The 14426-nt window shown below is 39.2% G+C and carries 8 protein-coding genes; 3 read left to right on the forward strand and 5 right to left on the reverse strand.

Translation table 11 applies throughout. The features are described 5' to 3' along the window. Positions 1–159: 159 nt before the first annotated feature. The 5 genes from ABJN95_RS02415 to ABJN95_RS02435 form a co-directional block, all read right to left on the reverse strand. Positions 160–1257, reverse strand: coding sequence for a multiheme c-type cytochrome (locus ABJN95_RS02415; RefSeq protein ID WP_348368395.1), 1098 nt, complete (start codon positions 1255–1257; stop codon positions 160–162). A gap of 177 nt (positions 1258–1434) precedes the next feature. After that, positions 1435–4752, reverse strand: coding sequence for a VCBS repeat-containing protein (locus ABJN95_RS02420; protein WP_348368396.1), 3318 nt, complete (start codon positions 4750–4752; stop codon positions 1435–1437). Between the two features lie 97 nt (positions 4753–4849). Beyond that, positions 4850–6727, reverse strand: coding sequence for a RagB/SusD family nutrient uptake outer membrane protein (locus ABJN95_RS02425; protein WP_348368397.1), 1878 nt, complete (start codon positions 6725–6727; stop codon positions 4850–4852). Between the two features lie 39 nt (positions 6728–6766). After that, the gene (locus ABJN95_RS02430) at positions 6767–9985 is read right to left on the reverse strand and encodes a TonB-dependent receptor (RefSeq protein ID WP_348368398.1); all 3219 of its coding nucleotides are present in this window, start codon (positions 9983–9985) and stop codon (positions 6767–6769) included. A gap of 618 nt (positions 9986–10603) precedes the next feature. After that, the gene (locus ABJN95_RS02435; RefSeq protein ID WP_348368399.1) at positions 10604–11617 is read right to left on the reverse strand and encodes a GntR family transcriptional regulator; all 1014 of its coding nucleotides are present in this window, start codon (positions 11615–11617) and stop codon (positions 10604–10606) included. A 157-nt stretch (positions 11618–11774) separates the two neighbouring features. Between ABJN95_RS02435 and ABJN95_RS02440 the strand changes: the two genes are divergently transcribed. The 3 genes from ABJN95_RS02440 to ABJN95_RS02450 all read left to right on the forward strand — a co-directional run bounded on the left by ABJN95_RS02440 (position 11775) and on the right by ABJN95_RS02450 (position 14419). Continuing rightward, positions 11775–13064, forward strand: coding sequence for a serine hydrolase domain-containing protein (locus tag ABJN95_RS02440; RefSeq protein WP_348368400.1), 1290 nt, complete (start codon positions 11775–11777; stop codon positions 13062–13064). A gap of 73 nt (positions 13065–13137) precedes the next feature. Next, positions 13138–13743, forward strand: coding sequence for a hypothetical protein (locus ABJN95_RS02445; RefSeq protein WP_348368401.1), 606 nt, complete (start codon positions 13138–13140; stop codon positions 13741–13743). A gap of 91 nt (positions 13744–13834) precedes the next feature. Continuing rightward, complete coding sequence (locus ABJN95_RS02450) at positions 13835–14419, forward strand: hypothetical protein (protein WP_348368402.1); 585 nt, start codon at positions 13835–13837, stop codon at positions 14417–14419. Positions 14420–14426: the final 7 nt, after the last annotated feature.

A 14426-nucleotide genomic window follows, 5' to 3' on the forward strand; every position in this document is an offset into this window, starting at 1 on the left:
ACATCGCCTCAAATAACCCTGTGAAACCCCACCAAACTTTGAGGTTCAATGACGGGCTATAATAGGCAGGTGCAAGGTATGATATTCTATGCTATTATTTCAAATTTATCTGTATTTAGACGGAAATATCGTTAAGTTCTTTTAAATGCTACGATCTGTTCAATTTGCATCGGAATAAATCCCTATCAAATGCGTTCGTATGTTAAAAGCGGTTTCGAGACTATCATTACCCAATTGCACGGTCATGGATGTAGATGGGGTTGTAGGCATATGGCAGGCAACACAATTGTTTCCTACAAGTTGCACACTGCTTGATGCTGCGGTACATACGACAGATTCAGAATGACACCCTATGCATTTTTGATTGAAGTAGGCTGTATTTCCCCTTTGCTTTATATGGGGGTTATGACACGTAGCGCAGTCCATCGATTTAGCTTGCTTAAAACATTGGCTTTCTATTAGTAGTCCGTATTGGTTGCCATGTACATCCAATTTGGTATTCTGATTACCTGTATCGAAATTTCGTGCGTATTCATTCAAGTTGTACCCAGCAAGGAAAGAAAAGGAATTACCCTTTAGTGTGAGACCACGCAAGCCCGAATGACATTGTGCACATGCATCAAGACTTTGTTGTCTTGACAGGGTATCATACTTCATCATAAATTTTGCCTTTTCAGCATAGGGATTATTCTTATGATAAGCAACATGCTTTGCCGCTGGCCGATGACATCTTTCACAGTCTATACCGAATATCATTTGACTTTTGTCATAGGTATTGCCCTGCCCTGTATAGTCCTTGGTTTTAGCAAAAGTGACGTGGCATTTTATACAAGCTTCACGAACTGGTCTTTCAATGCTATAGGAGGGAAATCCAGGGCTATTGACCCAACTATTTGTTGGTGTGTAATACGATGTTTGTAGTTGAAATAATTGATTCTCATCCCAAGTCAGGTACGATTGTCCCCTAATACCAGAACCAATGACTATATCAAATCTAGCAGCTGGTTTCTTTACCAGCCTATTCTTAATCTCCGTATGCTGATAAAAAGAATCACCTTTTGAACGTAATTTGAAAGTAACACTTTCGAGATCCAAGATATTTGAACCAGCTTCAAAATTACCTTTTATGCTCTCAGCATTTCCAGGGGCGGAAGTATTGAAATGAGCGGTTTTAATATGAGCAGCATAAATGTCAGCATGGCATTCCAAACAAGTTTCAGATCCGACAAATTGGTCGCCATTTGAATGGGTGGCCAAAATATCAGGACTTACATACTCTGATTCTATTTTTGGATTCTTGCAATGATAAACCAAGACAGCTAATAGAAGTACTACTAAAAGTAGTATACTATTTAAAAGGAACTTTTTTTTTTCATTTTTTCAAAATACCTTGTTGATTCCAAACCGTATTAGATGGCAGCTTCTCAGAGAATGTCAATTTACCCTAATCAACTGTGCCTTTGCATCGTTTTTCACCGCCAAGAGATGCTTCTTGCCTTGTATAGAAAGAACCTCCATATCACGTACATCGCCCACGATTTTCAATCCTGATTCCATCATAGTTTTTGGGATAAAAGCACCCGTTCCATCGCCCTGCAAATACAGTCCAAAGCTTGAATCATTTCTAGGGGTTTCCACTTCAGAATTATACAGATTGCCTGCCAATACGACATCTAGATTACCATCTGAATTGAAATCATCGATCAAAAACTTGTTAATACTTGAAATCTGTGCCAGCTGCGGTAAGGGTTTCATTTCAAACTTGCCATCTTTGTTCTCAAGATAAACGCTTGCGAATGAGGTGATTTCATAGCTCAATGACTCCTCCAACATCTTTGTAGTGTAAATCTGTTTTAGAGAAGAACTGGCGAAAGAATTATAATCCTTAAATTTCGCTTTAATGGCAGGCATTTGTTGAGATGAGCATTGTCTGCCTCGTACTGGAAATTCGGTTTCACCTTTCTTGTAACTCAATACAATATCAGGACTTGTGTTACCGTCAAAATCATTGAGATAGATTTTAAAAGGCTCGGTTTCGCTAGCTTGATATTTATAATTTTTACCCAAATTTCCTACCACTAGATCTTGGTCCCCGTCATTATCAAAATCTCCCTTTTGGATATCAAACCACCAACCAGACGACTTGCCCTGTAAAAGTTCTTCAGATACGTCTTTAAAGGTTCCTTTTTCATTCTTAAAAAACTTGATAGACATCCATTCGCCAACGACGACTAGATCTTCCCATCCATCATTGTCGAAATCTACCCAACTTGAAGCCGTTACTAGGCCTAAGGATTTTAGTTTGGGTAGCACATTGTCTGTTGCATCTACAAATTTGATTTCAGAAGATGTGCTAACGTTCTCTAAAATATATGAATCTGCTGGGTAGGGATATTTCTTTGGTATCAATCTTCCACCAACAAACAAGTCCAAATCCCCATCTTGGTCATAGTCAGATGTAGTAACGTCCAAACCACTAATTCGTATATCGGGAATAGCCCCCTTGTTTCTCCTAAATTGGCTGTTGCCCAAATTTTCATAGAAACGATCTTGATATCCCAATGAATTGACTTCAAATTCATTGCCGCCACTGGCGATATAAACATCTTCATCGCCATCATTATCTGCATCAAAGATTACAATACCAAGATCTTCGTAGTACTTGTCTTCGGATAAATCTGGTATACTTAAAATTTTGAAATCACCTGTCTCGTTTTGTAAATACACCTCTGGAGATTGCCCTACAGCCCCTCCTACTATATGATCACCTAGACCATCATTATTAAGATCGCCGGTCGCTAACAAAGGCCCCAATGTCGAATTTTTATGGGGCAAGAGCACTTCCTTAGCAAAATCATTAAAAGGATTCTCTTTATGTTTAAAAAGATTGGTTGTGTCTTGATTTTTAAAAAGTTTGGTTTTGGCCAAAATATTCTGACCTGTAAGCTTTTCGCCAGTCGCTTCTTTGTAATTCACCGTGAGTCTTTGGTTCGCTTTTAGTCTTACAAGTTTGGTAATCTCATTATTTGGCCATTTCACCAATAAACTGTCTACCTCTTCCACATCATCAAGGCCAAAATGTAGAAGTGGAGAGACCGATGACAAATAACCCCGTACCGTATTGAATTCCTGCGTCTGTATACCTTGGGCTGTGTAAATAGTCACCCTACTCCCATGTGGTAAAACTTTATCACCTCCCTTTAAGTCAATAGTAACTTGATTTTTAGCAATACTCTTATTTTCATATACACTGGCAACATCTTCTAAATTATTAATGATCAAATCCAGATCTCCGTCGTTATCCAGGTCAGAATAGGCCACCCCGTTCGAAAATGTTTTTTCATCAAAACCCCACTCCTCTGTTTTTTTTGAAAAAGTAAGGTCTTTATTATTTTGAAACATATAGTTACTCAGTTTTTCCGAGGGTAGTTCTTGGAGTATTGTTAGGAGCCCAGCTTCCTCCTCTTTTTTCTCATAATCGGGAGAGTTTTCCAAATCATCAAAAAATTGACGGTATTTGGCATAAAAATCCTTATTGTTCACATCTCTTCGAATACCATTGGTAACAAAGAGATCTTTCCATCCGTCATTATCAAAATCTGCCAAGAGACCTCCCCAACTCCAGTCCGTTGAGGAGACCCCAGCCAAACGGGATATATTGCTAAATAGTGGAACTTCTCCAGATTCATTTCCGTTGTTCATTTGCAACGAATTCTGCATATATTGATGATGCAACCCATAGTCCACAGAATTATAGAAAGCGGTAGGGTCCATCGCAGACATATTTGCTTTGGAACGAAAATTATCCTCAGCCGACATATCCAACTGAAAGATATCCATATAACCATCGTTGTTAAAATCGGCTATATCAGCACCCATACCAAAGAAGGATGTCTGCTGCAGACTGGTATTAATTTGATTGGTAAAAGTACCATCTTGATTGTTGATGAATAAAAAATCAGGAGCGTTAAAATCGTTTGAAACAAAAATATCTGGGTAGCCATCATTATTGACGTCTGAGGCAACAACACCCAAACTTAAACCAAAAGAACTCAAACCTGCTTCGACAGTTACATCGGTAAAATGTCCCTTATCGTTTCGAAAGAGCCTATCAGAATCTTTTATTTCATGATTTTTCTGCATATAGGCATAATACTCTACTGGAGCAATGAAGCTAGTAGGTGGGTAGTTGATGATATACAGGTCAAGATCACCGTCTTTGTCATAATCTAAGAAAGTGGATTGCATACTTTGTCCGTCATGGTCGATGCCATATTCAGCGGCTTTTTCAGTAAATGTATTATCTTGATTATTGATGTAGAGCACATTGTTATGCGGTGGGTTTTTACCGCTGACAGAACAATAAATATCCAGATAGCCATCTTGATTGATATCGACCAAGGTGGTGCCTGCATACCATCTTTCATCTCCTTCTATACCTGAACTTTTTGAAATATCTTCAAAACGTAAATCGCCTTTGTTCAAGTACAATTTGTTAGGAACCATGTTGCCGGTGAAAAAGATATCTTCTAGGCCATCATTGTTGATATCACCAACGGAAACACCTCCTCCCAAATACATGTATGGATAACTGAAGTAATTATACTTATGGGTTTCGTTTAATTTATTTTTAAAATCGACACCGGTTTCAGAAGCACTTAATTTTGAGAATAGTTGTTGAGAAGGTTCTTTTTTTTCTTTACAGGATAGGAATAGAACCGTTAAAACAATCAAATAAATAAATCTTTTCATAGCGAGTGAAATAATCTAATAACAGTAAAATAAGAATAACCCTTGACATATCTGTCAAGGGTTATTGAAAATATTTGTTAAAAACTAATTCAAAAAATTAGTACCCGGGATTCTGTATCAAAGACTGGTCTTTGTTAATTTCCGATTGTTCAATCGGCATAAAATAGACTTTATCATCCCATCTGCGGTTTTCGAAAACAATATTGGTAGGCGTGTAGGTATAGTCAAATTCGGCCGTATCTCTCCTGTAGTTTTCAGGGGTCATAGTAGAGCCTGCTTTTTGAGTACCTTGAACCACCACCTGTTGTACTTGCTTATCAAGTGATTCCGAACCTATCAACCAGCGTTTCATGTCAAAAAAGTGTATGTCTTCATTGGTCATTTCTTTACCACGTTCAAGCTGATATAACTTATAGAGTTCGTCTCCAGATGCAGTTACTTCCGGAAGGCCATTTCTAAACCTCAATTTGTTCAACCATGCAATTGCCTCACCCTCATCATTGCTACCGATACTAGCCTCCACATAGTTTAATAGTATTTCAGTATAACGAATAAAGGGAGCATCTATCTTTTGTAAGTTATTTGGCCATTGAGCAGGGAGGTTCGGGTCAGAGAATTTCTTGTAGTAGTAACCCGTTCGAGAACCATTCCAATCTTCAATCGGACCCTGCCTTGTATCAACCCCATTAACTGTAGTACCGTCTGAAAAAGTATAAAAACCACTTTGAATTTCATCAAATTGATCAAATTTAACCACATCATCCGTTCTCGGTTTCCAAGGAGCACCATCGAAAAGAATTGTAGAATATAATCGCGGCTCTCGACCAGAATAAGGGTCCGCCGCATGCGCAGGATTATTCCAGTCAAAGGGCGTACCGTCAGCCATCGCATATTTCTCGACCAGAGCTTCGGTAGGAGTGGTTCCAGCCCATTCATGATAGCCATTTGGTCCTTGGTTTAAGGCAAACATACCTGGACCTTGACCCCATCCATCACCGCCGTCGTAGGTTCTAGAGCTAAAACCGAATTCATCCACTATCCGTCCCCAAATAAAATCTTGGTTTTGAGCACCTTGCAACCAAATGTCTTCATAATTTTGAACGGCTTCCTCAAAAGATGCGGGTGCTGAATAATCTAACTTATACCCATCGGTAGCATCTAACAAGGCCTTTGAAGCCGCTTTGGCCGCTTGCCATCTTTCTATTTGAGAACCTCCAGTCCACCCAATCAATTCAGGATTGCTATAGCTTGCAATGGTAGAAATAGTTGAATTTTTTGTGGGATCGTGCAAATCACTCGCAGCATGGGTTAATACCCTTGATTTGAGCGCCATGGCAGTCAATTTATGTGCTCTCGCCTTGCTTGCTGGGGCATCTTCCAAAAGAACGATTGCCTGATCTAAATCCGCTACAATTTGATTTACCGTTTCCGCGAAAGTAGCTCTAGGGTTATTGGCTTCACTATCCAAATCAAGAGGTTCAAGCAATAAGGGAACTCCTCCGTATTGTCGCATCAATTGCGAATAAAAATAGCCCCTCATATAATAGGCCTCTCCAAGAAGGCGATCAAGGGTAACATTATCGAAACCTGCCTCATTATCTTGCAATCTGGATATTGCGACATTGGCTCCTCTCACAAAGGGATATAAATCAGGCCAGCTCATCCAGTCTCTATCTAAAAATGTAGAAGGATCTGGCGTCATCTTACCTTCAGTATAGCCATCAACACCCCTACCTGGGTGCGTAAACACGGCCTGGTCAGTATAAGCCTCTGTAGTTTCCTCTTCCGTAAGGGATCCTGCCCATGTGCCTTGATACAAATCTAAAACTGCTGCCTCGGCCAATTTTTGATCCGTCCACACACTAGTTTCAGAAGCCTGACTCAAAGGCTGGGTTTCTAAAAAGTCGTCATTGCACCCTACAATCAGCAGCGCAAAGACCACCCAGGATGCAAATTTTAAAATATTCTTCTTCATAATTTGAAAGGTTTAAAAAGTTAATAGCAATTTTTATTTTTAAAATGTTATTTGAAAGCCCAAATTGATGGTCGTGAGTAAGGGATAGATACCACCATTAGCGGTTCTTCCACCACTGATACCAACTGTTCCGTCCGTATCATCTGGGTCGTTGTTCTGCAAATCATCGTTATTGATTTGAAGAACCTCTGGGTCAAATGGATAGTCGGTAAAAGTAGCCAAGTTAGTGCCTGAAAGCGAAAGACGCAAACTCTGAGCCCCAATCTTTTCAATCATACCTTCGTCAAAAGTATAACCTATTTCCATATTTTTCAACCTGAAAAAATCGCGTGTAATCAAATAGGCATCGGTCTGACCTGAATACCACTGATCGCCTCTATCGGCCAATCTGGGGCCATAAGCATTTGGATTATCTAAAGACCAAGCCCTATCTCTGACATCACGTTGTACATTAGCCAAGGTACCCGACATAAACGACCACTCATAGTTGCTGTATCCTCCTCCTGCACCCATCCAATACATGCTAAAATCAAAATCTTTGTAATTTATAGAGGTATTCCACCCAAATTGGGTATCTGCGAAGGCACTACCACCTGTTCGAATTTTATCTTCAGGCCCTATCGCGCCATCACCGCTGATATCAACCACTCGGGCGTCTCCAGGCTTTAAAGCGGGTGTAACTGCACTATAGTCAAGGCTTTCAGCATCGATTTCAGCTTGATTGCGGAACACACCGTCATACTTGTATAGCAAGGGTCTACCAATTTCCCCACCCGTCTGACGTTGCCAAGGACGATCATCCAAAGTTGGCTCATCGAAGAATACAATTTTATTATTCGTATTACTGAAATTAAAAGTCAGGTTATAGGTAAAATCTCCACTGCCGCCGTTAAGTCCTACTGTTACTTCGTAACCCTTATTTTCAAATTCTCCAATGTTTACTGGTGGGGCGTTGATACCACTATAATCAGGTAAGGTCAATAGTGGAATAGTTAAAATATCCTCCCGAGAATTTATAAAATAATCGAAACTTAAAGACAACTTGTTATTCAACGTTCGCAAATCAAAACCGATGTTCTGAGAAATTGCGGTTTCCCAGGTAACATTTGGATTAGCGACATTAAGTTCAAAAGCTGTTGTTACAATACCGTCTAATGCCGTTTGTGATAATTCGTAGGCATTCAAATATTGAAAGGGATTGATTTGATCATTACCTAACTCACCATACGAAGCTCTCAGCTTAAAATAATCAAGGAAAGGCAAAGCCTTTTTGAAAAAAGATTCCTCAGAAGCTACCCAACCAGCTGATACTCCTGGAAAGAAACCAAAGCGATTTTCTTCTGGAAAAAGATATGAGCCATCATATCGAAACAAGAATTCCAATAAATATTTATCCTTATAATCATAGTTCAAACGCCCAAAATAATTTAAACGTGCAATCTCAAAACCATTACCAGCACTTCGTTGACCTTCATTACCACCCAAATCTAACTGCGCTAGATCGCTTGAGAGAAAGAAGCGTCTAAAGGCTTCGAAAAACTGTTGTTCTGATTCCTCACGGGTCACCCCCCCAAGCAAACTAAAGCTATGATCACCAAATTCTTTTTGATATTGCCCTGTAAATGTGGCCGTAAAATCTGTCTTGGTGGTATGCTCTTGTTCCAGACTTGGATCACCCGGTCCTCTTTGTGCCTCCGTCAATCCTGAAGAATCACGATTTACTCCATCCCAAGTAAATAAGGTCCATGGTCTTTGCCATAAGCGTCTTTCTCTATTCACTTTATCGTAAGAGACTAAGCCTTTTAATTGGAGTCCTTCTATAAAAGGAACATTATAAGTCAGACCTATATTGCTTTGTACAAAGTTGTTGCTTCTATCATCGTAGCCCGGACTCTCAGTAACACGAACAGCAGGGTTGTTTCCGTTTTCAATATCAGGACCCAACTCACCCGATGGCCAGAAAGCAGGAAACCAAGGATATTGCCGAATGGCATCCGCAAATATATTAGCCTCTCCTCTGGTGTTAGAATACCGATTTTCCTGTCTGGAATAAAGCCCAACATCAAGGCTCAACGATTCACTAATCTTGGCATCGATGTTTAATCTTAAGTCAAATTGGCGATAGGGTCTTGGTGCATTCTTAAAGTTAACCTCTTGAGTCAAGTAGCCCAAAGAAGCCAGATATCGCACATCCTCTGTTCCACCAGAAATCTGGGCATTCTGACGAGATACAATCGCACCCTTGGTGGTAATCGCATCAAACCAATCCGTATCGGGGTATAACCATGGGTCATTTCCAGCTTCGGTATTTGCAATACGATCGTTTGTAAATGTTGGATTCACGACTTCACCATTATCTTGTCGTGTATACGGAGCGCCTCTTCCGGCATGCGCGGATTCCCATTCACTTACAGGTAGTTTATAAACATTAAGTACATTGACCAAGTCCATGTACTCGGCTCCCCTCAACATTTCAGGGGTTCTGGTAAAGCTTTGTGTACCGACCGTTGAACTTATCTTCACGGTAGGGGCACCGACCTTACCCCTTTTTGTTGTGACTAGAATAACGCCGTTCGCTGCCCGTGCACCATAAATGGCCGCAGAGGCATCCTTTAATACGGAGATACTTTCAATATCGGCTGGGTTGATTCTAGCAATACCACCTTCACGATCTGGAATTCCATCAATTACAACCAATGCTCCAGAATTGTTAAAGGTATTTGTACCCCGAACACGTATAGCCGGTGTATCGGCACCAGGTATGGCTTGGCCTGTATCGACGTAAAGGCCGGGAACCCTACCCCCTAAGGCGGCACCTAAATTGGTGGAATTTGCTTGCTCCAACTCATCGCCCCCCACAGAAGATACCGAACCTGTTAAAGTTGCTTTCTTTTGCGTACCGTAGCCTACCACAACTACCTCATCTAATTTTGCCACATCTTCTTCCATGGTAACATCTAAAGACGTGTTGGCACCAACGCTTAATTCTTGTGTTAAATATCCGATAAAAGAAAATACCAAAACCGCATTTTCATCGGGAACTTCGATGGTGTAATTGCCATCAAAATCAGTTTGCACTCCGCGGGTTGTTCCGTCAATGACGATACTAACACCCGGCAATGGTCCGGTAGCATCGGAAACCACCCCAGAGACTGTCTTTTCCTGGGCCTGTACGGCGGTAAATAAAAACATGAAAATAGCCAAGAAGGCACAATTGCGCAAGACTCGGCTTCTACTAGGTTGTTCTCGGTTGTTCATAAAAATTTAGTTTATTTATTAGTTGATTTTTAATAATGATTATAAACCAGGTTGAAGCATATAATCTCGATATTTAGGGTTGTTAAGAATTTTTAGTGTTTTACAAGAAGTTTAGGTTCTCTGCAAATTTTATTGATATCCATTTTCATTTTTCGCATTAATTATATGATATCCTTGCCAGTTGTTAAGTAAACATAATGAATTAATAGGAATTCATTCAAAAAATCCCTTAATTTTTTTGCTTATTCGCATTTAATTTAACAAAAATCCAAACTAAAGTTAGCGTGTACTTTGAATGCCCCAGCAAGCAAAAAATAAAAAGCCAAGAAATAAACTTTATAACTTGGCCTTTCCATACTCAAAATTGCCAAACTAACTCAACAATACAATAAATGCTATGATATTCTATGCTACTAATCAAAAATAACAAAAAAATTGATATTTCATTATCTAACCTAGAAATAATCAACTATTCTTAGATAATTGTAATTTTGTTGTAGAATGTTCATTTTACCATTGCCTGCTTAAATGCCCACTCGGCTCGTATTTTAGCAGTAGGTTACTGGGAGAATCAGTGGCATTTAGCCTAAAGTCTGAGCAGGTACCCATCTTGAAAATTTATAAGGAATTGCGTTTCATTAAATGGAGAGGGACAATTTCTTGAGTAGTACCTTGATTCTTGAGGTGTGCTGCAGCCCTTGTAGCCATTTCCTTAAAGTCAGAAGAGATGGTTGTGATTCCTCCAAAAACTATTTCCTTTACCACATGATCATTATGCGAGAGGATACCTACCTCCTGGCCTACTACATATTCATTATTTCGGCAATCTCTCAGCAATTCCCACAAATACGTATCACTAATAAGAAAATACAAATTTCCCTTTTTTACTGCGCCTTCCTTATACACCTTCTCAACCTTTGAAGCAATTTCATGCTCAGAAACAAAACGCTGAAAGGCAGTCAAAATCCCTGGAGGATAATCCTTATCATCTGAAAAGAATAAAATAAATTTCTTGTATTTTCGAATTCTCGGTAGCAGTTCGATCAGTTTGTAATACGTAGCTTCTTCAAACTCCTGCGAAATATATGAATAGTCATCTGGCATTTCTAAAAAACGGTCGACTATCAATAATTTTTGAGGTTCTATACTCGTCAATAAAGGACGTACAGCCGCATCTGGTATTGGTGCAACAACATACATACCATACTTCCCTTTAATATTATTAAAGATAGTCTCAAAAATACTAAGGTTATTGTGGTGAAAGAAAACATCGATTTGAAAACGTTTACCGAGTTCCTTGCGAAATGTATTATAGAATTCCTCCTGAAAACGTTGAAAGGAAAACATCAACAAAGCTACCTTTAAAGTCACCTTGGTCTCTTGACTGATGATGAAATAGCCTTTGAGCTTTTTAGATTCAACTAGACCTCGATGCTTCAATTCTTCGTAGGCCTTGACTATGGTTTTTCGAGCAAAACCCAACTCACTAACCATTTGATTAATGGATGGTAGCTGATCACCTACCACCAGTATACCCATGTCAATTGCCTCAATTATGCCGTGCACCAATTGTTCGTGTTTAGAAAGTGTATTTATACTTCCCAAACTTTTTATTTTATCTATTAAAGACATCTTGAAAATATTATTGCAATCAAACCGGCTTTGCCAATTCTATACATGTTGTGAAAGTACGAAATAAACCAAAAAACAATATTCACAACGCGAATATTACCCATTTAGATACAAAGTTTTCTTACTTTTAAAGAAACCATAAACAAGGCAACGACCTATGAACCAATCGCTCACCCTAGTACTACTGCTCCTAATTTCCATTGTATCAGCACAAACAAAATCAATCAATAATTCCAACCCCCTATTGCCTGGTCAAGCTGTAGAAGAAGGAATGTCTGCTGAGCGACTTGACCGAATTGACCATATGCTAAAAAGTGCAATTGATTTAGGCCAAATTCCTGGCGCAGTTGCCTTAATCGTTCGAAACGGAAAAATAATTTTTCACAACGCCTATGGCATGGCCGATAATGCTACCGGTTCTGAAATGCAGAAAGATGCCATTTTCAGAATCGCTTCGCAAACCAAAGCCATCACATCAACTGCTGTTATGATACTTTGGGAAGAAGGCAAATTTCAATTAGACGACCCTGTTTCAAAATATATTCCTGCTTTCAAAGAAGCTCAAATTTTGGACAGTTTTAATGAGACAGATTCAACATATACTTCGAAACCAGCAGAAAATCAAATTACAATTCGTCATTTGATAACCCATACTTCTGGGCTGGGCTATGGAGTAATCGATGGTGATGAACGATTCAAAAAAATATATGCTAAAGCTGGAATCACAGATCTATTCACCACAGAAGACATCAGTATCGAACAAAGTGTTAAGAAATTGGCCAAACTGCCTTTGCACCATAATCCCGGAGAGAAATTTACCTATAGCGAGGGACTTGATGTTTTAGGGTATTTCATAGAAGTGGTTTCAGGAATGCCCTTCGACACTTTTTTAAGAAAGCGCATTTTTGACCCACTACAAATGAACGATACTTGGTTTTACCTTCCTGATGACAGACATAAACGACTGGTAATAGTTCAAGAAAAAAAAGCAGAACAATGGACAAGATTTCCGGTTACGTTCTACGATACCGACTATCCGATAAAGGGCGCCAAACGTTTTTTCTCAGGAGGAGCAGGCTTATCGAGTACAGCAAAAGACTATGGTACTTTTCTTCAAATGTACCTGAATATGGGAGAATTGAATGGAGTTCGAATTTTAAGTAGAACTACCGTTCAAAGTATTATGGGGAATCAAATTGGTAACATTTGGGCTGGAGGACCGAAACATCACGGACTTGCTTTTGCCGTGGTCAATAAGCATGGACAGGACTTGGGTGGAGAAGGAAGCGAAGGCACTTTTGACTGGGGAGGCTATTTTAACACACAATATTTTGCAGATCCAAAGGAACAAATCATTGGAGTTCTCATGAAACAAACCCAGGGAAATACCGGAGACCAAACTGGATGGAAATTTCGCCAAATGGTTTTTGCCGCTATAGATGATTAATTTCTGTAAAAGGCTGTTAACCCCAATTGCACAAAAACATTAAACACCAAGTATAACCATAACAATTAGAAAAATGAAACGGTATCTTACACTAGTCCTAGCCATAGTTTGCACCACAGTATATGCTCAGAAAATTAAAGTTGAGCAGGGCAGCTTCGATTTTATTGCTGGTCAAAAAGAAGTTAATGTGGTATTTGATTATGACAGCATGAAATTGATGAAAGAAAATTTTACCAATGAGGAATACATCTCCAAGCGTTCTGCAGATCTTGAGGAGAAAGCAAGAGGCAAAGGAAAAACATGGGAAAAAGCATGGAATTCAAGTCGCGAACTTATCTGGAATCCTAAATTCCTTGAGTTGATAAACAAGTACTTGGGAGAAAAAGAAGGCATGTATTTTGCCGAAGACTTGACTGACGCCAAATATACACTCATTGTAGAAACGGTTTGGCTTTATCCGGGATGGGATGCGGGCATTATGAAACAACACGCCAAGGTAACCACCAACCTAAAATTTGTTGAAACCGCTAATAAGGACAATATCTTATTGGAAGTTAGCAGCAAAAATGCTCCAGGTGACCAATGGGGTAACAATTACAGTAATGAAAGCAGAGTAGGTGAAGGTTATGCCAAAACAGCGAAAACTCTGGCAAAGCTAATTCTGAAAAAAGCTTTTTAGTAATACCTTTGGTATTGTAGAATGCAGGTAATATATTTAATACCTGCATTTTATGTTTATAGCCATGCCAACTACTACAAAACCATTTTATATGCTGCTACTATTTATAGTATCTACAGCATTCGGTTATGGGCAGATTTTCAAAACTGACCAAGGTAGCCTCGAATCTATTTCTGGTGTGAAACGCTATAACATTGTTTTCGAGTACGCCGAAAATCTTAAAATTCCCAAATACAAATCTGAAGAAGCGTTTCTCGAAATGCATGCTAGAAAAAAGGACAAAAAGAAATTGGGTACAGGTGATACGTTTAAAAAGCTATGGTTTGCCAATAGAGAAAAGCTATTTGAACCTAAATTTATTCAAGAATTTAATTTTTTCAACCTTAAGGAAAAGCAAGTTACGGTTGCCAGAAACGTATCAGATGCGGCATACACTATGGTAGTTAAAACCTCGCTTATTGACCCAGGAAACAGTAATTTTTTCTTTAAAAAAGATGCGAGATTAGAAGTCACTATTTACATTTATAAATCCGATTCACCCAATCAGATATTATACGCTACGGAAATAGTAGATGTGCATAGCAGAGGTGCAAATAAAAATGACTACGACCGCATTATGTCAGCATTTGCAGAGCTAGGTCGCGGTCTTTCGAAACATCTTTCTAGGAAAACCTAAGAAACGC

Source organism: Maribacter sp. (assembly GCF_039974175.1).
Classification (GTDB): domain Bacteria; phylum Bacteroidota; class Bacteroidia; order Flavobacteriales; family Flavobacteriaceae; genus Maribacter_C.